Consider the following 22326-nt stretch of genomic DNA (forward strand, 5'->3'; position numbering starts at 1 on the left):
CGGCGAACGGGCCGCTGCCGCCGGCACAGCCGCCACCCCCCCCCACCCCCGTCGGGCGCGGTCGGCGCGGACCGGCCGCACGCTCGGGCAGGTCGCACCCGCGGCACCGGCGGGTGAGCGGCGGTGACGGGTCGACGCCCGCCGGCGGGACACCGCGGCGCTCTGTGAGTGGCGTCGGTCGCTTGCGGCCCCCGTTTCCGGGTAGTCGCGAGGGCGTGAGCTACGTGAACCGGGGCAGGGAGTACACCCGCGACAGCCGGTACATCACCACCCGCATCACCGCGGACGGGCGTGACGGGTTCCCCGTGGAGCCGGGCCGCTACCGACTGGTGGTCAGCCGTGCGTGTCCGTGGGCGAGCCGGGCGGTCATCGTACGCCGTCTCCTGGGGCTGGAGAACGCCCTCGGCATGGCCGTGGCCGGCCCGGAGCACGACGAGCGCAGCTGGTCCTTCCACCTCGACCCGGGCGGCCGCGACCCGGTACTTGGCATCGAACGGCTGCGCGACGCGTATCTCGCTCGCGATCCGGGCTACGACCGTGGCATCACGGTGCCGGCGATGGTGGACGTACCGTCGGGCGAGGTCGTGACCAACGATTTCACCCAGATCACGATCGACATGTCGCTGGAGTGGGGGCCCTACCACCGGGCCCGGGCGCCCGATCTCTACCCGGCCGCTCTGCGGTCGGAGATCGACGCCGTGAACAGCGTGGTCTACGAGGACGTGAACAACGGCGTCTACCGGGCCGGGTTCGCCGGGTCACAGGAGGCGTACGCCTCGGCCCACGAGCGCCTCTTCGCGCGGCTGGACTGGCTCTCGCAGCGGCTCGGGGGATCCCGGTACCTCGTCGGCGACACGATCACCGAAGCCGACGTGCGCCTGTTCACCACGCTCGTCCGCTTCGACGCCGTCTACCACGGTCACTTCAAGTGCAACCGGCACAAGCTGAGCGAGATGCCCGTGTTGTGGGCGTACGCGCGGGACCTGTTCCAGACACCAGGCTTTGGCGACACCGTCGACTTCGACCACATCAAGCGGCACTACTACCTGGTGCACGACGACATCAACCCCACCGGCATCGTGCCAGGGGGCCCGGACCTGTCGGGTTGGCTGGAGCCGCACCGCCGCGCGGCGCTCGGCGGACGGCCGTTCGGCGACGGCACCCCGCCCGGGCCGGTGGCCCCCGGCGAAGAGGTACCGGCGGGCCACACCGCGGCCGTCTGAGACCGGCGGCGGCACGCAGCGGGGGGCCTGGGGGCCGGCTCGCGCACGGATCGGCTTCCCGGGCCGTGGCCGGAGGTGAAGCCGCGTCTCGCTTCAGGTACTCGTAGGGGAACCGGCCGTGCCAGGTGTTGGCCATGGACCGGCCCCGCATGGTGGCCGAGTCCCCCAGGTGTAGGTGGCGCCGTCGAGACCATCCGCGGGCGGCGTACTTCCATTCGGCGATGGTCGGCAGTCCTTGCCGGCGCATGCCGCGTACGCCGCGGCGTCGGCGTGACCGGGCGGTGGTCCACCCACAGGCCACGCACGGTGCGGTGGTGGACGGGACGCTGGGACGGTGACGACCGCCGCGCCGGCGTCCGCGTCGAGCGCGGCCATCAGGACCACCACGCCCGCGAGCAGGGCGAGGATCCCGAGCCGCACCACTCGCCGCGGTGAGACGTCCGGGAGGTCGCGCGGGGTCAGGGTCGCGGCGGCCAGCAGGCCATGCCACCCGCACCGCGCTCGCCTCGATACGCCTCGGCGTGGATCGCTCTCACGGGCACGACCTAAGCGGGGTCGGCGTCTTCCTCGTTCTGGGAGGGGTCGTCTTCCAAGGCTCGTTCGATGCGATCGGGGCTGGCCGGCGGGGCGACGGAGCCGGTTCCCGTGCGGGAGGCGACTCCGGGCGGACGTCCGTGCTCGTCGACCATCGCCCCGTTGTCGGGCAGCCTGGGACTTGCTCCGTGGCCGTGCTGTCCTGCCTCGTCGCGGTGATCTCCGGTCCTGTGCACGATGGTCTCCTCACTTCGATCCTTCGGCACGTGCCAGCAGCCGGCACACGGCCTCGGTGTCCAGGCGCGGATCTTCCAGTTCGAGGACGTCGCTCAGGGGCGAGAGCGAGAGCAGCCTGCCGTTGGACTTCCTCGGTGAGGGCCGCCAGGCGCGGCCCGGCGACGGTGCCGCGGTGGGCGCGTGCCGCCCGCTTGAGGAGGGTGACTCGCGCCTCCGCCCCGGCGAGATGGCCATTTCTGTCCGACAGGTCGATTCCCTGCCGCACATGGCACCGCTCCCTCCTGGGCCGATCCGCAGGCCCGTAACGGCGTCTTCCCGTCAACAGGGCTCGACACACGGGCCGCGCCCTGCCCATGGCGCCGGTTTCCGCATGCCACAGCGCGCGCATCGCCACCGCGCGGCCGGCCGGCGTCATGGTGCGTTTCGCCCGTCGGGTAACGGGCAGCGGCCGCGATGAGACGCCATGGATGAACAGGGCGGTGAGGGGGTCGAGGCCACGGACGTCGTCCGACGGATCGACAGCGTCGGACACGGCCCGGAATCGTCACCGGCCGGACGAAAGGGAGGTCCCTCATGACGCGGCGCGCCGCCGTGGAGGAGCTGCTGGCGGAGCATGGGCGGACCCATGCCGAGGAGGCGGGCATCCGGATGGGGAACACGCCCATGCCGCTGTACCAACTCCTGACGCTGTGCCTGCTGTGCTCGGTCCGGATCAAGGCCGACATCGCGGTGGCCGCTGCCCGGGAGGTGTACGCCGCGGGGTGGCGCACGCCCCGGGCGATGGCGGCGTCCTCCTGGCAGGACAGGGTGGACGCGCTGGGCCGCGCCCACTACCGCCGCTACGACGAAGGTACGGCGACGGCACTGGGAAAGAGCGCCGAACTCGTCCTCGACCGGTACGGCGGAGACCTGCGCAGACTGCGCAGCGCGGCCCACGGGGACCCCGGCCGCATCCGCGAACTGCTCCGGGAGGTTCCGCGGATCGGACCCGTGGGCGCCGACATCTTCTGCCGCGAGGCCCAGGGCGTGTGGCCCGAGCTGCGCCCCGCCTTCGACCGCCGGGCCCGCCGCGCCGCTGCCGTACTCGGGTTCCCACGGACCCCCGAGGGCCTGGCGCGTCTCGTGAGCACCGAGGACCTGCCCAGGCTGGCGGCGGCCCTGGTCCGCGCCGAACTCTCCTCCCCGTCTTGACGGCATCCATCCGGCAACCGCCCGGAATCGCGCGGCGTGTGATCCGGGCGATTCCGGGGAGGCGCCGGGAGAGCGGCGGTTCCGCCGGACGGTGCCGCGACGACGAGAGGACGCGCCATGAGCGAGAACGATGGCCGCGGAGACGGGGTCTACCAGCCCCAGCCCGGGGACGAGCCCTCCGAACTCCAGCCCGACATGGACGACAGCCTCGGGGAACCGGACATGGACGAACAGCTCGACCAGGGGTACTCGCCGCCCGAGCGGCCCTACGCGAGCGAACGGGACGACACCACGGCCGAGGGACAGCGCAGGGGCGAGAGCCTCGACGACCGCCTTGCCCGGGAACAACCCGAGCAGGCGCCCCCGACGGGCGACGGCATCGGGGACCTGACGGACGGAGAGGGCGAGCCCGTCGACCCGCAGGCGGGCGGAGAGCGCGCCGGGCGGCTGGCCCCCGCCACCGCCACCCCCCACCGCAACAACGTCCTCGCGCACGACGTCGGCATCGACGCGGGGGCGGCGTCTGCGGAAGAGGCGGCCGTGCACGTCCTCCCGGACACCGACGAGGCGGAGTGGTAACGAACCACCACCAGGACGTACGTGCCGACCAGGACGTGGCTGACGCCGGGCCGCGGACAAAGCCGCCCGAGCCGGGCGGGTGACATCCCCGCGGGCCGGCCGTTCCCTGTCGAGGCCGCTTCCCGTCCGGATGCGGAGAATCGGTGTCCGCGGCCCATGGAAGGGAGGCGAGTGGCGGCGACGCCCGGATCTCGGGTACGAGCTTGCGCAAGGATGCGGGGTGGCGGGACCATCGATTCGGGACCATCGACTTGGGCCCTCCCCGGGAGCGGAGCCGGACACGCGCGCACCAAGCCGGCCGAACGCGGCGAGGTGAGAGGACATGGACTTCCGCGTGCTGATGAGGCAGTACGGGCCGACCGTTTATCTCGCGCCGGTCGGCGAGCTCGACTCGGACAGCGGATCGGCTCTTGACGACGTACGGACAGCCTTGGACGACGACGGTGTCGTCGCCGTCGTGGCCTGCGACATGCAACATCTGACGTTCCTCGATGCCGCCGGTGTGCACGGCCTGCTCGATTTCACCCGCCATCTGCACGGTCGGGGCATCGCGTTCTTCGCCTACAACTGGCAGGCCGAGCCCCGTCGGCTCCTGGACCTCATCGATGGTCTGCGCCCGACTGGAGACGTGTCCGGTGCGCCCCGCGCGGCACCCACCCGGCTCCTGCGCAACACCCTGCGTGACTCGGTCACCTTCCACCGCGCCGCCGGAATCGAAGCCGCCCGCGGCAGTGAGGCCTTGGCGTCCGCTCCGGCCGGGGTCACGAGAGTTCGTCGAGCACGGTCTGGGGCGTGATGCGCCGCTGGACGACGTCGGCGGCGATCTCGGTGGGGCGCTGCCGACGACGGTCGGCGAAGGCGGTGAGATGCCGGGCTGCCAGAGCGGGGGTGATGTCGGCGGTGGCGGCGAGCATCCCGGTGGCGGTGTCGAAGACGGCCTTGCCGGACAGCACGGCCTGGGTGCGGGTGGCGATGTCGTCGGACCGGAGGCCTTCTTTTCTCCAGGTCATCAGGGCGATGGTGGCGATGTCGGCGAGGGCGCGCAGCAGGTGTGTCTGGGACCCGTCGAGCGCTGTGGGCCTCTGGGCGAGGAGGTTGAGGGCGCCGATGGTCTGGCTCCGGGCGATCAGGGGCACCGCGTGGGCGCTCTGATAGCCGGCGGCGAGCGCGAGGGGGACGAACTCCGGCCAACGGTCCCGGTCGCCTTCGAGGTCGATGGAGTGGACCTGGATGCCCTGGTCGAAGGCGTCGACGCACGGGCCCTGCCGGATCTGCGCCTGCCACATCTCGGTGAGTTCGACCGTGTGCTCGGTGGCGATGGCGGGGCGCAGGTGCCCGCGGGCGTTGACCAGCATGACGCCCGCGGCGTCGATACCGGTCAGGGCGACGCTGTGCCGGGTGAGCCGGTCCAGGAGGACGAGGGCGTCCACGTCGTCGGCGAGGGTGTCACTGAGCGCAACGAACGCTTCGGTGAGCTGCTGCTCGCGGGTGTTCATGCCGGTTTCACCGCTTCCCTGCTCCGGCCCATGGGGTGGGGGCGGGCCTAGTCATGGAACCTGATTCTCCCGGCGATGACGTCGAAAGCCGCCTCGGTCACGGTTTGTCCGTGGGCATAGGCGTGGGCCCTCAGGCGGGCCAGCGCGTGGTGGGGGTCAACCCCCAGGTGAACCATGATCATTCCGGTTGCCTGGTGGACCTCCTCGTGATCGGTCTCCGCCTCGTCCAGCCAGGAGCCGCCCAGGCCGTTTCCGTCGTCTTGGGCCTGAAGGGCGAGCAGTGCGGTGGTGATCGCGTCGGCGGCGGGGAAGGAGAAGGAGCGGTCCTTCTCGGAGAGGGGGCCGGTGCGGTCGCGGTAGAGGTCGAGGGTGCCGATCGCGACGGCGCTGTTCTGCAGCGGCAGCGAGAACACCGCCCGTACGCCCAGTTCGACGGCTTGCTGGGCGAAGACGGGCCAGCGGGCGGCGTCCGGCCCGCCGGTGAGGTCGGCGGCCAGGACGGGGGCGAGGTCGGTGAGTGCGGTGACGCAGGGCCCGTCGCCGAGGGTGTACTGGGCTTCGGCGAGACGGCCCGCGACCTCGTCGCTCGACCACCAGAGGGTGCGGATCTCGAGGTCCTCGCCGGACAGCGACACAGATGCGCCGGTGATGTCCATCAGGTCCACGCAGGCCCGGCACAGGGCGGCGGGCGCATCGTGAGCGGCAACGCCGTCGACCGCGCCGCGGAACAGGCTGTGCAGCCTGCCGTGCTCCCCGCCCCGGGGGAGCGGAGCGCTCCGCCCGGCAGGTGCGTCGTCGGGGTGGACAGGATCCACGGCGCTTCACCTCCTGGGGCAGCCCGTCACCCCCATCTTCCTCCATGGGGCACAGGGGTTGCGCCATTGACCACATGACCGTTCCCCCCGGCCGCGACCGGGGCGGTCAGCTGCCGCGGCACGGGGGATCCGCCCTGCGGGCGAGGCAGACCCCGGTCGCCCGTTGCAGGAGCACCCGTGCCGCGAGGGTGTGCGGGAGCGAGGGTCCCTCCGGTGTGGGCGGGAGGAGGACGACGTGGACGGGCGCAGAACCGGGGGCGCCGTCGGCCCCGATCCGGACCAGGGACACCGAGCGCCTGGTGGCCCAGGCCTTCACGGCCGGCAGGACATCGGCGGTGTCGGTGGCAGGGAGGTACCCGAGATCCAGCAGGAGGCAGGTGACGCGCGGCGGGAGCAGAGCCAGGGCGGGCGCGAGTCGGCGACGGCATCCCACGGCCTGGCGGGCGTGGGGATCGGGACACAGGGTCAGTACGGCGTAGGTGCCCAGGAACTGGGTCCGGGCGAGACAGGAGGTCACGGAGGCTTCCCCACCTAGGGGGCGGCAGCCTTGAACAGCAGACCCGGAAGGGCCTTGGTCCGGGTGCACGGCGGGCGCCGTGGACATGTCCGGCGCGTTAAGGCCGCGAGGGGGCCCGTCCGGCGGGCGGGGGCGCCGAAGCCTCGATACGACGGAACCAGGCTGGTCCATCCCTCTCACCATCCCACGGTTCCGGCCGGGCGGACCGGTGCCCGCGCCCCGGAAATGCCGGACCGGGGAGGCGACACCGTCCCCCGCGCCCGGACCAGGGGTGAGGAGGGTCCTGACGCGGTTGCGGGCCTGCCGGGTCTGCCGGGTCCGCCTCGGTTCACCAGGACGAACGGTCCGGCCCCGTGCGTGCGCGTGACCGCGGCCGGGGCGGGCAGAAGCCGGTACGGACGATGCGGAACGGACGAGAGGTGTGACGATCGATGACCGAGTACGAGCGGTCCCGCACGATGCCCGCGCTGCCGGAGCACGTCTTCGACCAGGCGTCCAACGTCGGGCAGATGGACCAGTGGCTCCCGCGCGAACTGCACGTGCAGGCCGCCGAGCTGCCTGCCGTGCGCGTGCGCGAGGACGGCGCCGAGGAGGACAAGGCGGCCGTTCTGCGCGCCAGGGCGGACCAGATGCGGCTGGAGTGGGGGAGCCGGGAGAGCGGCGGCTACACCGGGTGGCTCCAGGTGGCCGGCCATGAGGGGGGTCCCAGCGAAGTGACGGTCCACCTCTCGTTCCTCACCGGGGAGACCGATCCCGGGGAGCAGGCGGCCAACGATGCCCTCGACGGCAGCCTCGCCCGCCTGGAGGAGCAGGTGCGCCTCCGCGTCGACGGGGCGGCCGGCTGAGGCGCCGAGCAGCGTGGCGAGAGCACCCAGGGTGCCGAGGAGATCGCCGCGCGCACCGTCAACAAGGAACGGGCCCCGCCCGCCGGTCAGCCGGGTGCCCACGGCCGACCCTCGGGGTCGGACAGGGTGCGGCGGCGGCCGGGTTCAACTCGTCGTCGGCGGCCGCTACGAGGAGGCCGAACCCGTTGCGGGCGCACCATTCGGCCGGTTCTCTCAGAGCAGAGGACGAACCCCTGCCTCCGCCCCCTGGTCCATGGCTCGACTGCCGGGTCCGTGTCGCCCGACGGGCAGTACGGGTCGGCCGCGGGTGTCCTCAAGGGCGAACGCGGCGGCGGCGTAGAGCGCCGAAGCCGTGAGGGCCAGCCCGGTTGCCCCGGCCGCGTCCTCCCAGGCGGGTGACCGGGTGAGCTGATCGATCGCGGCCAGGGTCAGGCGTACGGCCGCGCAGCCGATGACGGCGGACGCGGCCAGCTTGCTGCCTCCCGAGGCGGCGAGAGGGACGAGCAGGGCCACGGCGGCAATGAGGAGGAAGAGCCCGAGCGTGTGCCGGGCCTCCGGCGCGGGTCCGGCCGCGAGGAGGACGCCCTGGACCAGCCAGCTCCCCGCGAGGACGGTCATGGCGGTGGCGAAGGCCGTGTCGCGGCCGCGGAAGCCGAGGAGCGCCGCGATGAGCTGGAGCGGGAAGGCGAAGGCCAGCAGGACGAGTGCCACCGCGTGACGTTCGTGGGGCGGTATCCAGCCGAGCTGGAACGCGGCGATCACCAGTGCGCCGCCGGCCAGTCCCAGGAAGCCGACGGGCACAGGGGTCCCGAGAGGGCGGAGCACCGTTGTGGTGCCGTGCGGCGCGGTCGAGGTCATGGCGGTGCCTTCCTCACGCGGTCCTCACCGGCCGCGGAGGCGCCGTGCACCGGTGCGGAGGCGGTGGTCGTGGGAGCAGAGGCGGGGCCGGCGAGGTGGGTGGCCAGGTCGATCCGGGCCGTTCCGGTTTTGAAGAGCGGCTGCTTGGAGGCGGGGCCCCAGGTGGTGGGAGTGAGCTCGTTGGCAGCCCGGTGGTGGCCGTCGCAGCCGGGCGCGTCCCAGTATCCGTAGTGGAAGGGCAGGAAGAGGACGCCTTCCGGGATCCCCGTGATCCGCGCCCGCGCCCGGACACTTCCCCGCCGGGTGGTCACCTCGGCGAGGTCCCCCTCCTCGATGCCGGCGGCTGCCGCGTCCGCGGCGGAGACTTCGATCCACATCTCGGGTGCCGCCGAACGCAGTTCGGGCACGCGGCCGGTGCGCGTGCGGGTGTGGAACTGGTAGAGGGTGCGGCCGGTGGTGAGCCAGAGGGGGTATTCGGCGTCGGGCTGCTCGGGCGGCGGTACGAAGGGAGCCGTGCGCAGGACGGCCTTGCCGTCCGGGTTCAGCGATCGGTACCCGTCCTCGTCGTGTGGGGTCCCGGTGAGGAGGTCGCGGCCGTAGGTCTCGCAGTCGTCAGGCCGGCTGCGGAAGTCGCCGCCGGTGTAGAGGCGTTCGGTGCCGTCGGGGTGTTCGGCGGTGCAGGGCCACTGGATGCCGCCGCGCTCCCGCAGTCGGGCGTAGCTCAGGCCGCTGTAGTCGCAGGGGCGGCCGCGGCTGCATTCCTTCCACGCCTCGAACACCTCCTCGGGGCCCTGCCACGGGACGAGCGGGGCGTTCGAGCCGTCGCGCAGGTCCATGCGTCGGGCGAAGTCCAGGAAGATGTCGAGGTCGGGGCGTGCCTCGCCGGGGGGGTCGACCGCTTTGAGCGAGAGGTGGACGGTGCGGTCGGCGTTGGTGAAGGTGCCGGTCTTCTCGCCCCACCCCGCGGCGGGCAGCACTACGTCGGCGAACTCGGTCGTCTCTGTCGGGAAGAGGTCCTGCACGACGAGGAAGAGCCGGTCCTGCCCGAGCAGGGCGCGGATGCGGTCCAGTTCGGGGAGGGACACGGCGGGGTTGGTGCCGGAGATCCACAGCATGCGCAGGGAGCCTTCCTCGGCGAGGCGCACCATCTGCATGAGGTGGGTGGGCGGGCCGTCGTGCGGGATGCGGTCGGCGGGGAGGTTCCAGATCTCGGCGAGGTCCTCGACGTGACGGGGGTTGGCCCAATTGCGGAAACCGGGGAGGTCCCCGTCGGCGCCGCATTCGCGGGTGTTCTGGGCGGTGGGCTGCCCGTTCATCTGCAGCACGCCGCAGCCTGGCTGTCCGAGCATGCCGCGGATCAGGTGCAGGTTGTTGACCTGGACCGCGGCCGCGGTGGCCTGGTGGGACTGGTAGAAGCCCTGCAGGACGGTGGACAGGAGCCGGTCCGCCTGGCCGAGCAGTCGGGCAGCGGCCCGGATCTGTTCGGTGGGCACCCCCGTGGCCTCGGCGGCGGCCTCGGCCGGGAAGCCGGCCACCTGGCGTTCCAGATCATCGAAGCCGACGACGTGCGCGTCGATGTACGAGGGGTCGGTCCACCCGTTCGCGATCACCTCGTGGAGGATTCCGTTCATGAGGGCGAGGTTGGTGCCGGGCCTCGGTTGGAGGTGCAGGGTCGCGACTTCGGAAACGGGACCGGGCCGGGGATCCACGCAGAGGAGGACGGGCGGTTCGGGTCCGGCGATGCGGTCCAGGACACGGCTCCACAGCACGCCCTGGGTCTCGGCCATGTTGTGGCCGAAGAGCGCGAGCGTGTCGGCGTGGTCGATGTCGGTGTAGGAGCCGGGCTGGCCGTCGCAGCCGAAGGACTCTTTGAGCGCCTCGGCCGCCGTGGCCGTGCACAGCCGGGTGTTCCCGTCGAGGTGCTTGGTCCCCAGACCTCCGCGCGCGATGAGCGCCAGCGCGTAGTACTCCTCCAGGAAGAGCTGACCGCTGGTGTAGAACCCGATCGAGGAGGGCCCCGGCCCGTCCAGGAGCGCGCGGGTACGTTCGGTGATCCGGGTCATCGCGGTGTCCCAGTCGGTTTCCCGCAGGGCTCCGTCCTCGCGGACCAGAGGACGAGTCAGGCGGTCCGGTGAGGCGATGGCCTGCCAACCGTAGAGGTCCTTGGGGTCGAGGCGGCCGCGGTTGACCCTGTCGCGGCCCACACCCCGGACTCCGACGAGCCTGCCGTCCCGGACGGCCAGCTCCATGGCGTCCCCGTTGGAGTGGAGGTTCGATGCCGTCGCGACCCAGCGGTCGACAGGGGCCTCCCCGATGACGTAACGGTCGACGCGCTCCGGCCACGTTCCGGCACGTCCGTAGGGAGTACGGCGTCCCCACGGCTCGGCGAGGCGGTCAGGAGTCGGCTCTGATTCCTTGGCCATACTCGCCGCCTGCCCTCCTTCCCGACCGCTATGCCCTCGGCGTGTGCAGCTCGGATGTGCGGAGGCGTCGGCCGGGCAGAAGGGCGGGCTCCGGAAACCGCAGGGGCGGGCACCGTGAGTGAATGGCCGATCGCGAGCGGGATCGACTGGGGGGCGCACCGTTCCGCGGTCAGGTGTGCAGGCGGCTGTTGCCTTCTTCGAAACCGTCGCAGTTCTCCTCGTCGAACCAGTAGTCCCCGGCCGCCAGGTAGCGGAAGCTGTGGGTGGCCTCCGCGGGCAGGGCCACGGTCACGGATCGCGTGCCGTCGGTCCGCGGTTCGAGAACGTGGACGCCCGGACGCCATTCGTTGAACGTGCCCACCACGCTGACCGGTCCCGGCGGACTGCTCTCGGGAAGTACGAAGGTGACATCGGTCGTGTTCTTCCGGCGCTTGCGCTCCAGCACGAAGGGATCCTTTCCGTAGGGCGGGCGTGGCCCGCCGTCCGGGCCAGCCTGACGCAGCCGACCCGGCGCGGCGCGCGACCCGCCGTACGAAGGCCCGCGTCACCCGTCCGGGGCCACTCGGCCCCCAGGCTGTACCCGCCCGCCCGCCCGCCCGCCCGCCGGCCCGCCCGCCGGCCACAGCCGCAACAGTCCGGGCCGCAGTATCACCACGGCTGCGTGAGGCGGAGGGCAACCAACCAGCGGCGAAGTCCGCACGGGCCCCAGAACCCGGCACCCGCGCTTCGAGGACCCGGCGGAAGCGCGCCGGCGTACCGCATTCCGCGCTCCGGTGGACGTGGCTGGGGTGGTTGTGGGGTGAATGCCGTTACCGAGCGGGGGCAGGGGGCACCCATAGGTCCCGTGGCCGGTCGGCGCGCTCAGGCCGGCCCGCACCCGCAGACGAGGACGAAGGAGTAAGGCAGATGACGAAGGCTCGCGACATCATGACCGCGGACGCGACGTGCGTCGGCGCCCAGGAGACGGTGCTCGAGGCCGCGAAGAAGATGGCCCAGCTGAAGGTCGGCTCGCTGCCGATCTGCGGTACGGACGAGAAGCTCAAGGGTGTGCTCACCGACCGGGACATCGTCGTGAAGGTCCTCGCCGCGGGCAAGGATCCCGGCCAGGTGAAGGCGGGCGACCTCGCCCAGGGCGAAGCCGTCACCATCGGCGCCGACGATGACGCCGCGGAAATCCTGCGCACGATGGGCCGGCACCAGGTCCGCCGCCTCCCCGTCATCGACGGACACACCTTGGTCGGCATCGTCGCCCTGGCCGACGTCGCCCGCGCTCTGCCGGACACGAAGGTCGGCGACCTGCTCGAGGCGATCTCTCAGGACTGACCGGTCCGCGCGCACGCCAATGGCGGGGGCGCGACTTCCCGGTGTTGATGCCGTGGTGGGCCGGACTCCCTCCGGCCCACCCCGCGTCGGCTGTCGCCGGCTCCGCGCGGTCCTGTACGAGCTCAGACGCATCCCTCGGGGGCCGTTCACAGCGGTTCGAACCCCCGAACGGTGCTCGGCTGCACGGGGCGTCTCACCCGCCAGGCGGAGGCGGCTGCCCCGAGCCGGGCCGACGTACAGGGCGGAAGGCGGGTAGATCACTGACTGCCGCTTCTGGTTGTCAGCAGCCGGCCGAGCGGCCAGGTCGTGATCAGCCGGTCCGCGCCCAGGCCGATCCGCGCCGCCCGTGCGTAACCGGAGCTCTGCCAGTGCAGCTGTTCCGGGGCGTGGGCGTCGGTGTCCACGGCGAACCGGCAGCCCGCGGTGGCGGCCTGCACGAGGAGGTCATCCGGGGGGTCCCGTCGTTCGGGCCGGCAGTTGATCTCTACCGCGGTACCGGACTCTGCGCACGCGGCGAACACCGTCTCGGCGTCGAAGCGGGACTGCGGGCGCCCCCGACCGGTGATGATCCGCCCTGTGCAGTGCCCCAGGACGTCGACGCGCGGGTTGCGCACCGCAGCCAGCAGGCGGGCGGTCATGGGCTCGGGTTCCGAGCGGAGCTTGGAGTGGACGGATGCCACGACGATGTCGAGCCGGCCGAGCAGGTCTTCCTCCTGGTCGAGTGAGCCGTCCTCGAGGATGTCGCACTCAATGCCGGTGAGCAGCCGGAAGGTTGGGCCCATGCTGGAATTCACGGCGGCCACGGCCTGTAGTTGGCACTTGAGCCGATCCGGGCTCAGGCCGTGGGCGATCGTCAGCCGCGGCGAATGATCCGTCAGAACGGCCCATTGATGACCCAAGGCGCGGGCCGCCTCGGCCATGTCCTCGAGCGGGCTGCCGCCATCCGACCAGTCGGAGTGCAGGTGGCAGTCCCCGGTGCTCGCAGCCGCCAGGTCCCAGCCGGCTCGGGCGCCCGGGTCGGCTTCGGCCTCCAGACGGGCGAGGTAGCTCGGCACCGCTCCGGTCGATGCCTGGGAGATCACCTCGGCGGTGACCGGGCCCACCCCGCGCAGTTGTCTGGCTTGGTCGGCGTCCACCGGCCCCGGTTGCAGGTCGCGGGCGGCGTCGGCTGCCGTGTGGAAGGCCCGCACCCGATACGGGGACGCGCCGCGCCATTCGAGGAGGAAGGCGATCCGACGCAGAGCTTCGTTCGGGTCCATGCCTCCAGTGTCGGCCCGCCGTCGGGAAGCGCACCCAGGGGCCCCAGGGGCTGTGGCCTGGGGCCGTCCGGGCTTCGCTGCCGGAAGCGACAGTTCCGTTCAGTCGTCGCCGGTTCGGTGCCATGGTCCCCCACCTCTTGTCCTGGCCGGTTCCCCTCACGACCGGCTTTATCCGCGCCGCAAGCCCACGTGTGCCCCCTGCGCTGGACGTTCATGCGCCACGGGACCGAGCAGGAGCGCTGGAGGAGTACGCCCGGCTGCCTGCGCCCCACACGTTCGTGCGGTGGCGCAATCGGCCTCGCCGCTGGGGGAGCGGCAGCGCCGTCGCGCGATGACGGTTCCCTCGGAAACCCAGCGTCACCTCCGGCCGCCGCGCCCGTCGAAACAGTCAGCGATCGATTCGACGCCGGTTGGCGGAAGGTGCGGGCACCATGCGAAAGCGTGACGGTGAGGGTGCGCTCCGCATTCTGGCCGGTCAGAGTGCTCCGTGATGTCAACGAGCGGTCGCACCTGTCGGCCCATGGCAAATAGGGCGGCTGATCGCGGGTAGGGGCCGGGCATGACTGCATTCGAGACCCAAGCTGCAGAGGCACAGCCATCACTGTTTCTCATCGTTGTCGGAGTGGTCTTGGTCGGCCTGCTTATCGGCGCGTTCTGGTACGGCAGCCGACGGCGGCGCCGGGCCGCTGCCCCGCCCCCGCCGAGCGCGCAGAATCCTCTGCTGCAGAGCCGCGAGGATTCCTGGCAGACTCCGAAAGAGCACGTCCGCGACGAGGAAAAACATCGATACCCACGCCCGTGACTCCCCCCATCGGCCGCCCCGTCGGCCGGAGGGGCGACCGCCGCGTGATGTCGCGGCGCCGTCCCGACGAGCCTCATGGCCTCCGGCCAGTACCCACCGGCGGCCGGACAGGCACGTGCCCACGCCGCCGACGGAAGGCCAGCCCGTACAGACGTATGCGCTCGGCGAGGAGGCAGGCTGCCCAGCTGATGACGGTTTCGTCGACCCAGGTACGCCAGTGGTTTCGGTGTCGTCGTCGTGCGGCTCGGAGCCGGTGAGCCGTCGAGCCGGTGGGATCCGCTGGGGGCGAGGAGGTGGAACAGCTGGACGTCCATGCTGGATAGCACGGGGAAGCCGCGAGCACGGCGGCCTGCCGCCTGCCTCCTGGGGCCTCGGCCGGCGCGCGGCTGAGTGCGCCCTGTCGGGAGCTGGTGGCCGCCAGGAGCAGCGCACCGATGCGCCTCCGAGCGCGGGCAGGTCGGCGAACTCGCGCGATCGGTCCTCGGAAACGAACTCACCCGGGGGTGAGCCGTTCAGTACGGAGCCGCGCTGCACCGCTCGTGACCGATCAGTGGGGCGGCCCGGATGTGCGCGGCCGCCCCCAGCTCCCGCATATCCCGGCTGCCGGGCCGGTCAAGACTTTCCCCGGCCGCGCATCCGCTTCCGCGCGACGCGCCGGTCTGCTCGTCCTTCGACGGGCCGCCCCGGCAGCCGAACTGCCGGGCTGAATCGGGCGCCCGCCCTGCTCATCCGTGCCATGCTCGATTCATGACGAAGGGCTCCGACCGGCCGGGTGATGCCGCGCCGGAGGCGTTGGCCTTGACGACGGCCGTGAACGAGCGGCGGTCCGAGGCCGGAGACGTCACGGCCCGGGCTTCCGAGGCAGCCGTCGTGGAGCGGGCCAAGGGGGTCGTCATGGCCCAGGAGCACGTCTCGGCGGCGCAGGCGTACGACAGGCTGCTCCTGAGGGCTCGAGTACGCCGTCGATCCCTCATGGAGGAATGCTGGTCCACGCTTGGCGGGGCCGTAGCCGATCAGGGGGCCCCGTCGGTCGAGGTCGTTCCCGAGGCGCGGTCGAGTTTCCGCGCTGCCCCTTACGTTTCCCGCGGCAGGACGCTCCTGTCCGGCCTGGCAACGGGGCTCAAGGCGGTACGGAGCGCGGACGAGGCGGCTGGACTCCTGCGGACCGTACTTGCCGGCCCCATGGGTGTGGACGCGGTGATGATCTATGCCAGGGCGCCGGGGAACGGGCTGGAACTGCTGGGCTCGGCCGGCGTCGACAACCGGATCGTCACCCAGTGGAGCCATGCCGCTCCGCTACCGGGCCTCGCGGCCCTCGAAGCCCTGGACACCGGCCGGGCGCTGTGGCTGGAGCATCCCGCCCGTGACGCTCAGCGTCACGTCCTCATCGGCGGCGATCCCGGGAAGTGGCCCTCGGGGGCCTGGCTGCCGGTAGTACAGCCGGGGCACGGTTGCGCGCCTGCGGCCATCGGCTTCTTCAGCACCGTGCAGGGAGGCTTCGACGCGATCGCGCGCCAGACACTGCTGCAGGCCGTGCAGCTCGTTGCCACCGCGTTGAGAGGGCTCGACTCGGGACGTGTGGCGGCCGTCGCGCCCGAGGACGTCGCCTCCGTTCAACAGGTGCTGGATGCCCTGCCCGGGCCCGCTGTGCTCCTTGCGCCCGTGCGCTCGGCGGCCGGCGACGTGGAAGACTTCCGTGTCGAAGCCGCGGCCCCGGGCTCGGTGGACGTGGCGGGGCGAGAGGGCGAGGAACTCATCGGCAGGACGGTCCTGGAGACGTACCCGACCGTCGAGGGCACGCCCCTGTGGGAGGGCTACCTGGAGACACTGGCGACGGGAACGGTGTACGAAGGGGAGCCCTTCACGTACCGGGAGAGCGCCGGAGGAATACCCCACGAGTCCCTGTACTCGGTGCGGGCGGCACGTCTGGGGGACCGCCTCGTCGTCACCTGGATGCGCCACGACGCCAGCGACCGCGAAACCCGCCGCCTCGACGACATGCAGCGCCTCGGCAATCTCGGCTGGGCGGACTGGGACCTGGTCACGGACGCGATCACGTGGTCGGAGCAGGTCTACAGGATCTTTTACCGGGATCCCGAACTGGGGCCCATGGGCCTCGACGAACTGCCCCGTCATCTGATCCCGGACGACATCGCCCTCCTGGGCGCCGCCGTGGAGCGCCTGCTGACGAAGGGAAAGGCCGTCGACCAGGGATTCCGCATCAACACCGCCGCCGGGGTGCGGCACCTGCGGATCGTCGCCGAAGCGCGGGTGGACGCCGACGGCACACCCCTCGAGGTCCACGGATTCTTCCAGGACATGACCAGCCTGCGCGAGGCCGAGCGAGCGCTGCGGGACAGCGAGCGGGCCGTACTCACCCACAAGACCAAACTCCAGGCCGAGCGGATCCTCGCGGAGCGGCTCCAGGAAACCCTCTTGCCGAGCCCCGAGCAGTCGCTGCGCCTTCCCGGACTCGCGGTCGAAGTCGCGTACTTGCCGGCCGACAGCGGCGTCAATGTGGGCGGGGACTGGTACAGCGCCATCGAACTGCCGGACCAGGATGCCCTGCTGGTCGTCGGCGACGTCGCGGGACACGGGCTGGACGCTGTCGCCACCATGGCGCAGCTCCGGTTCACCGCCAAGGGCATGGCCGTCACCGGCTCCTCCCTCCCGAACGTCCTGCACCGGCTCAACACCCTCCTGCTGCGCAGCACCCACCCGGGCCCCCATGACGGCGGGGCCACCGCCACCATGGTCATGGCGCGCTATCAGCCCGCCCGGCGACGCCTGACCTGGGCGCGCGCAGGCCACCTGCCACCCCTGCTCATCCGTCGGGGAAGAGCGACCTTCCTGCCGCAGCCTGCCGGCACGCTGCTCGGAGCCGTGGCCGGGCTGGTATACGAGCAGGCCGTCATCACTCTCGAACCGGACGACCGAATCCTCTTCTACACCGACGGACTGGTCGAGGAACCCGGGGAGGACATCGACACCGGCCTCGCCCGGCTGACGGAGCACGCCCTGCGGCTGAGCCGGACCTGCCAACCCGAGGCCCTCGCGCACGCCTTGGCTCACGAGCGGGGGGAGCGGCGCGACGACATCTGCGTCATGTGCGTCCACATTCCGGCCGGCTGAGTGAGCCTTCCGGCATGACCTCAGGTCACGGAGCGACCGACGCACCTCGTCCGCGTGCGAGACCGCCGGCATCGGCACGGACGGCCCCGGCATCGGCCTGGGGAACGACGGCGCGTCGTTCGTCGCGGCCTTCGCCGCCGCCCTGGCCGGGCACCGGGCCCGGGACAGGTTCCCGCCCGCCGTTTGACCCGGTGCGGACCGAGACGGGCTCATCGCTGCACGGCGCGGGCCCCTCTCGGTACGCCGGACCTCGCCCTCGGTGCGGCGGCGCCTGGGCTGGGGCCACCGGCAGACCTGACCGTCGCGCTCGACGACCGTCCCGTCCTGGTAGTCGGTGCCCCTGCCTGCAGGGCTTCACCGACCCGGTAGGTGACGGCGTTCGGCCTGCGCCCGCGTGGACCGGACCCGCCGCGCTGCCTTCCTTCGACGACGCCGGGCTTCCTCACCCGATTGCCCGCCCCCGGACACCGGTGCGGACGGCGCGCCGGGGGCCTACCGCCGGGCGGGGGCGCGGGCTGCCAGGGTTGGGGAGAGGCCGCGATGGCGCGGCCGGAGTGCGTCCTGCGGGGAGGCCCATGGTGTCGGTCGAGGAGAGCGTGGCGTCCTCGGGGTCCGCCGGGACGGCCGCGGCCGATGAGGCGCACCGCAGGGCCGCCGTCGGTGCCCGCGTGCAGCAGGTGCTGTCGACCACCGACCACAAGGTGATCGGCTACATGTACCTCGTCACCGCGTTCGGATTCTTCCTGTTCGCAGGGGTGCTGGCACTGCTGATGCGGGCGGAGCTGGCACGTCCCGGGTTGCAGATCGTCTCGGCCGAGCAGTACAACCAGCTGTTCACGGTACACGGCACGATCATGATGCTGCTGTTCGCCACCCCCACCTTCACGGGCTTCGCCAACGCCGTGATGCCCCTGCAGATCGGCGCCCCCGACGTCGCGTTCCCGCGCCTGAACGCCTTCACCTACTGGGTGTACCTGTTCGGTGGGCTCATGGTGGTCAGCGGATTCCTGACGGCGAACGGCTCGGCCGCCTTCGGCTGGTTCGCATACGCGCCCCTCAACGGAGCCGTCTTCTCCCCGGGCGTCGGCGCGGACCTCTGGATCATGGGGCTGGCGGTGTCCGGCCTGAGCACCATCCTGGGGTCGGTCAACTTCATCACCACCATCGTGTGCCTGCGCGCACCGGGCATGACCCTCTTCCGGATGCCGATCTTCACCTGGAACGTGCTGTTCACGTCCATCCTGGCGCTGCTCGCCTTCCCCGTGCTCACAGCCGCCCTCCTGGCCCTGGAGGCGGACCGGAAGTTCGGCGCGCACGTCTTCGACGCCGCGAACGGCGGGGCTTTGCTGTGGCAGCACCTGTTCTGGTTCTTCGGTCACCCGGAGGTCTACATCGTCGCCCTGCCGTTCTTCGGAGTGGTCAGTGAGATCGTGCCGGTGTTCAGCAGGAAGCCGATTTTCGGGTACGTCGCCCTGGTCGGCGCGACGATGGCGATCACGGGGCTGTCGGCGACGGTGTGGGCGCACCACATGTTCGCCACGGGGGCGGTGCTGCTGCCGTTCTTCTCGCTGCTCTCGTTCCTGATCGCCGTGCCGACCGGGGTGAAGTTCTTCAACTGGATCGGGACGATGTGGAACGGCTCGCTGTCGTTCGAGACGCCGATGCTGTGGTGCATCGGCTTCCTCGTCACGTTCCTGCTGGGCGGGCTGACCGGGGTGCTCGTCGCCTCCCCGCCGATGGACTTCCACCTCACCGACAGCTATTTCGTCGTGGCACACCTCCACTACGTGCTGTTCGGCACGATCCTCTTCGCCACGTTCGCCGGCTTCTACTTCTGGTGGCCCAAGTTCACCGGCCGGCTGCTCGACGAACGCCTGGGGAAGATCCATTTCTGGACGCTGTTCGTCGGCTTCCAGCTCACCTTTCTCGTCCAGCACTGGCTGGGGGAGCAGGGAATGCCCCGACGCTACGCCGACTACCTCGCGGCCGACGGATTCACCCTCCTGAACACGCTCTCCACGATCGGGGCGTTCCTGCTGGGGCTCTCGACCCTGCCCTTCCTCTACAACGTCTGGCGCACGGTCCGCAACGGCGTCCGTGTCACGTCGGACGACCCGTGGGGGTGGGGACGTTCCCTGGAATGGGCGACCGGCTGTCCGCCGCCCCGGCACAACTTCCACGCGCTGCCCCGTATCCGCTCGGACTCGCCCGCGTTCGACCTGCACCATCCGGAGGTGAGGCCGCGATGAGGGCGGAAGCCTGGCTGTTCACCGGAGTCGCGGTGTTCTTCGCGTTGACCGGAGGCATCTACGCGGCGCTGTCCGACGATCCGGCGGGCATCTCCGCACTCATGGTCTCGCTGCTGATGTCCGCCCTCGTCGCCGCCTTCATGTGGCGGCAGTTCTCACGCGACGGGCGGCGGCCCGAGGACGACGGGGCGGCGGAAGTCGCCGGAGGCGGCGACCGCCGCTTCTTCTTCCCCGCGCGCAGCTACGCCCCTGTGGTCACGGCGGTGGGAGCCGCGCTGATCGGTCTCGGAGTCGTGCAGGGGCTGTGGCTGGTCCTGATCGGCTTCGGCGTCCTCGCACCCGGAGTGTTCGGGTTCGTCTTCCGCCCACGCCGTGCGGACGGCTGAGCCCGGACGTGTCAGGTCCGGTCCGCCGGCTCCCGGAGGGGCTCGTCCGGTCCGGCGATCATGTCCTTCGCCCGCAGGCGGTCCTCCGCGCTGAGCGGTGAGCGCAACCGGCCCGCGTAGTACCAGCGGCTGAGGGCGCCGCGCAGGCGGGCCGGCCACGTCCCGCGCGCCGAGGCGGTTCCGGCCGACTGCCGGGGCAGCGGGGCGTTCACCTCGTACACGGCGTTGACGTGGCGCTGCTCGGCGGGCAGCGGTACGTGCAGGGCCTCGAAGCCGCCTTCCACCCTCTCGCGCACCTCACCGCTCTCCGTGCCGTGCACCAACTGCTCGGCATCGCGGGCCTGAAGCCCGAGGCACAGGCGCCGGGTGAGCCAGAACGCGAGAGGGGGCAGGAGCACGACCGCGCAGCGCAGGGTCCAGGTGATGGCCTGCACCGAAATCTCGGTGATGAAGGCGGCGATGTCCTGCGCCCCGGCCAGGAGCAGCACGGCGTAGAAGGTGAGGGCGGCGCTCCCCAGGGCCGTCCGGGCGGGGCGGTTCCGGGGCCGGTCGCACACATGACGTTCGCCGTGGCGGCCGGTGATCCACCGCTCGAAGAACGGGTACCCGTACAGGCCCGCGAAGAGCAGACCGGGAAGCAGGATGCCGGCCACCAGCGGATTCCACATGAGGGTGTGCCCCCACAGCCGGGTCTCCACCCCGGGCATCAGGCGCAGCGCACCCTCCAGGAAGCCGACGTACCAGTCCGGCTGCGCACCCGTTGACACTACGTCCGTCCGGTAAGGGCCGTACGCCCAGACCGGGTTGATCTGGGCGAGCGCGCCGACGGCGGCGAGGACGGCGGTGGTGAGGAAGAACAGCCCGGCGGACTTCGCAATGTAGTGCGGAAAGAACGGCTCACCCACGACGTTGCGGCCGGTGCGTCCGGGACCCGCCCACTGAGTGTGCTTCAGGTGCACCACCAGCAGCAGGTGCAGGGAGACCAGCCCCACGAGCAGGCCGGGTACCAGGAGGATGTGGACCGGGTACAGGCGCGCGACGATGTCCTGGCCCGGGTACTCGCCGCCGAAGGCGAAGAAGGACAGGTACGTTCCGGCCACGGGCACGGACAGCATGATCCCCTGGGCGGTCCGCAGCCCCGTACCCGACAGCAGGTCGTCCGGCAGGGAGTAACCGGCGAAGCCCTCCACGAGTGCCAGCAGCAGCATGGTCACCCCGACCACCCAGTTCGCCTCCCTCGGCCGGCGGAACGCGCCCGTGAGGAACACGCGCAGCAGATGGGCGCCGATCGCGAACACGAACACCAGCGCCGCCCAGTGGTGCATCTGGCGGATCAGCAGGCCGCCGCGCACTTCGAAGCTGATGCGCAGGGTGGACGCGTACGCCTCGGAGACCCGCAGTCCGCGCAGCGGGGCGTAAGGACCTGCGTAGACGGTGTCCTGCATCGACGGCTGGAAGAAGAAGGTGAGCCAGGTGCCGGTCAGGAGCAGGACGAGCAGGCTGTAGAGGGCGATCTCCCCGAGAAGGAACGACCAGTGGTCCGGAAACGCCTTGCGCACAGTGGTCCGCGCCGCCTCGGCGAGCGGCAGGCGCTCATCCAATCCGCGAAACGAACGGCGTGCCGCCCGGCCCGCACGCCGCGCGGCGCGGACCCGTGTCCTCTTCAGCAGCACCGCACCCTCCGCGCATCAGGTTCCCCTGCGCGGAGCATGGCCCTCCGGGGGACGCTCCAGGGGGAGGCACGCGACCGGCCCGCCCGAAACCACGTGATCGGCCCCTGCGCCGGCCGCTCGCTCGCCCGGACGGCGGCGACCGCTGCCGCGACACCGCGGGGCTCCAGAGTGTCCTCAGCGCGAGCGTCCTTGGGGTGGAGGTGGACGTCTTGGCCGGCGGCGGGCTGAGGCGCCGGAGCCGGTGTGAGCGGTCCCGGTTCGGGCAGGCGCCGTGTGGGTCCGGTGGATCCGCCACCGTGCCGGTACGTGACGAGTCGAGGAGTGGTCATGCCCCGCGGTTCCAGCCCCAAGCGTGAACGTCAGTACGAGCACATCAAGGAGAGCGCCGAGCAGCGCGGCGAGAGCACCAAGCGTGCCGAGGAGATAGCCGCGCGCACCGTCAACAAGGAACGGGCCCGCGCCGGGGAGTCGAAGACCGCGAGCCGGTCCTCCCTCGACGACATGTCCTCCTCCGAGCGCGGGGGCCGGCGCTCCCACAGCGGCTCGCAGGGCCCCACCAAGGACCAGCTGTACAACGAGGCGAAGCAGAGGAACATCGAGGGCCGTTCGAAGATGGACAAGGCCGAACTCAAGCGCGCCCTCGGCCACTGAATCCCGGCCGGAACCCGAGCGGCGGCCCTGAGCCGCGCCCGTCAGCGGCGTACGCCGCCGCGTCGCCGGGCCGCGCGCAGGGCCGCCGGCGCAGCACCCGCCGCCGACGAGGGTCGTCGAGTCCCCCGCCAGG

Annotated in this window: 20 protein-coding genes; 12 read left to right on the forward strand and 8 right to left on the reverse strand. The window is 71.7% G+C overall.

Annotated features, from left to right (window positions below; genetic code table 11):
* The first annotated feature begins 215 nt into the window (after positions 1–215).
* The 5 genes from ACZ4VT_RS00475 (at position 216) to ACZ4VT_RS00495 (ending at position 4560) form a co-directional block, all read left to right on the forward strand.
* Positions 216–1223 carry a glutathione S-transferase family protein gene (locus ACZ4VT_RS00475; RefSeq protein ID WP_467945265.1) on the forward strand — a complete coding sequence of 336 codons (1008 nt, stop codon included), beginning with the start codon at positions 216–218 and terminating at the stop codon, positions 1221–1223.
* Positions 1224–1529: 306 nt separating this feature from the next.
* On the forward strand, positions 1530–1658 hold the full coding sequence (locus ACZ4VT_RS00480; RefSeq protein WP_467945267.1) for a hypothetical protein: 129 nt from the start codon (positions 1530–1532) through the stop codon (positions 1656–1658).
* 909 nt (positions 1659–2567) lie between these two features.
* Positions 2568–3185, forward strand: a complete 618-nt coding sequence (locus tag ACZ4VT_RS00485; RefSeq protein WP_467945269.1) for an endonuclease — start codon at positions 2568–2570, stop codon at positions 3183–3185.
* A 117-nt stretch (positions 3186–3302) separates the two neighbouring features.
* Positions 3303–3764 (forward strand): DUF5709 domain-containing protein, encoded by a 462-nt coding sequence (locus tag ACZ4VT_RS00490; protein ID WP_467945271.1) that lies wholly within the window; start codon positions 3303–3305, stop codon positions 3762–3764.
* 322 nt (positions 3765–4086) lie between these two features.
* Entirely contained in the window at positions 4087–4560 is a 474-nt protein-coding gene (locus ACZ4VT_RS00495) for an STAS domain-containing protein (RefSeq protein WP_467945273.1), read from the forward strand.
* On the opposite strand, the gene ACZ4VT_RS00500 is transcribed toward ACZ4VT_RS00495, so the two are convergent.
* From ACZ4VT_RS00500 to ACZ4VT_RS00510, 3 genes are all read right to left on the reverse strand, one after another.
* Positions 4526–5260, reverse strand: coding sequence for a GAF domain-containing protein (locus ACZ4VT_RS00500; protein WP_467945275.1), 735 nt, complete (start codon positions 5258–5260; stop codon positions 4526–4528). The two genes, ACZ4VT_RS00495 and ACZ4VT_RS00500, sit on opposite strands and share 35 nt — an antisense overlap.
* A 47-nt stretch (positions 5261–5307) precedes the next feature.
* Positions 5308–6075: a GAF and ANTAR domain-containing protein gene (locus tag ACZ4VT_RS00505; RefSeq protein WP_467945277.1), complete on the reverse strand. Its 768-nt coding sequence runs from the start codon at positions 6073–6075 to the stop codon at positions 5308–5310.
* Between the two features lie 106 nt (positions 6076–6181).
* Positions 6182–6592 (reverse strand): hypothetical protein, encoded by a 411-nt coding sequence (locus tag ACZ4VT_RS00510; protein ID WP_467945279.1) that lies wholly within the window; start codon positions 6590–6592, stop codon positions 6182–6184.
* 431 nt (positions 6593–7023) lie between these two features.
* Here ACZ4VT_RS00510 and ACZ4VT_RS00515 point away from each other — a divergent pair, with 431 nt between their 5' ends.
* Entirely contained in the window at positions 7024–7437 is a 414-nt protein-coding gene (locus tag ACZ4VT_RS00515; RefSeq protein ID WP_467945281.1) for an SRPBCC family protein, read from the forward strand.
* 213 nt (positions 7438–7650) lie between these two features.
* Here ACZ4VT_RS00515 and ACZ4VT_RS00520 read toward each other — a convergent pair whose 3' ends face one another.
* The 3 genes from ACZ4VT_RS00520 to ACZ4VT_RS00530 all read right to left on the reverse strand — a co-directional run bounded on the left by ACZ4VT_RS00520 (position 7651) and on the right by ACZ4VT_RS00530 (position 11163).
* Positions 7651–8295, reverse strand: coding sequence for a GPR1/FUN34/YaaH family transporter (locus tag ACZ4VT_RS00520; protein ID WP_467945282.1), 645 nt, complete (start codon positions 8293–8295; stop codon positions 7651–7653).
* The gene (locus tag ACZ4VT_RS00525) at positions 8292–10718 is read right to left on the reverse strand and encodes a molybdopterin oxidoreductase family protein (protein ID WP_467945284.1); all 2427 of its coding nucleotides are present in this window, start codon (positions 10716–10718) and stop codon (positions 8292–8294) included. Before ACZ4VT_RS00525 ends, ACZ4VT_RS00520 begins: the two co-directional genes overlap by 4 nt.
* A gap of 169 nt (positions 10719–10887) precedes the next feature.
* Complete coding sequence (locus tag ACZ4VT_RS00530) at positions 10888–11163, reverse strand: early set domain-containing protein (RefSeq protein ID WP_467945286.1); 276 nt, start codon at positions 11161–11163, stop codon at positions 10888–10890.
* 461 nt (positions 11164–11624) lie between these two features.
* On the opposite strand from ACZ4VT_RS00530, the gene ACZ4VT_RS00535 reads away from it, so the two are divergent.
* Positions 11625–12041, forward strand: coding sequence for a CBS domain-containing protein (locus tag ACZ4VT_RS00535; protein ID WP_467945288.1), 417 nt, complete (start codon positions 11625–11627; stop codon positions 12039–12041).
* Positions 12042–12298: 257 nt separating this feature from the next.
* Here the strand turns inward: ACZ4VT_RS00535 and ACZ4VT_RS00540 are convergent, their stop codons facing one another.
* Entirely contained in the window at positions 12299–13300 is a 1002-nt protein-coding gene (locus ACZ4VT_RS00540) for a PHP domain-containing protein (protein WP_467945290.1), read from the reverse strand.
* A gap of 559 nt (positions 13301–13859) precedes the next feature.
* Here ACZ4VT_RS00540 and ACZ4VT_RS00545 point away from each other — a divergent pair.
* The 4 genes from ACZ4VT_RS00545 to ctaF all read left to right on the forward strand — a co-directional run bounded on the left by ACZ4VT_RS00545 (position 13860) and on the right by ctaF (position 19869).
* Complete coding sequence (locus ACZ4VT_RS00545; RefSeq protein ID WP_467945292.1) at positions 13860–14102, forward strand: DUF6479 family protein; 243 nt, start codon at positions 13860–13862, stop codon at positions 14100–14102.
* 747 nt (positions 14103–14849) lie between these two features.
* Complete coding sequence (locus ACZ4VT_RS00550) at positions 14850–17234, forward strand: SpoIIE family protein phosphatase (protein ID WP_467945294.1); 2385 nt, start codon at positions 14850–14852, stop codon at positions 17232–17234.
* 575 nt (positions 17235–17809) lie between these two features.
* Positions 17810–19483 (forward strand): aa3-type cytochrome oxidase subunit I, encoded by a 1674-nt coding sequence (gene ctaD / locus ACZ4VT_RS00555; RefSeq protein WP_467945296.1) that lies wholly within the window; start codon positions 17810–17812, stop codon positions 19481–19483.
* Positions 19480–19869, forward strand: coding sequence for an aa3-type cytochrome oxidase subunit IV (ctaF, locus tag ACZ4VT_RS00560; protein WP_467945298.1), 390 nt, complete (start codon positions 19480–19482; stop codon positions 19867–19869). The genes ctaD and ctaF overlap by 4 nt, the downstream gene beginning before the upstream one ends.
* A gap of 11 nt (positions 19870–19880) precedes the next feature.
* On the opposite strand, the gene qcrB is transcribed toward ctaF, so the two are convergent.
* On the reverse strand, positions 19881–21542 hold the full coding sequence (qcrB, locus tag ACZ4VT_RS00565) for a cytochrome bc1 complex cytochrome b subunit (protein WP_467945300.1): 1662 nt from the start codon (positions 21540–21542) through the stop codon (positions 19881–19883).
* 327 nt (positions 21543–21869) lie between these two features.
* On the opposite strand from qcrB, the gene ACZ4VT_RS00570 reads away from it, so the two are divergent.
* Positions 21870–22193, forward strand: a complete 324-nt coding sequence (locus ACZ4VT_RS00570; protein WP_467945302.1) for a plasmid stabilization protein — start codon at positions 21870–21872, stop codon at positions 22191–22193.
* The last annotated feature ends 133 nt before the right edge of the window (positions 22194–22326 follow it).

It is taken from the genome of Streptomyces sp. NPDC029164 (assembly GCF_055563995.1).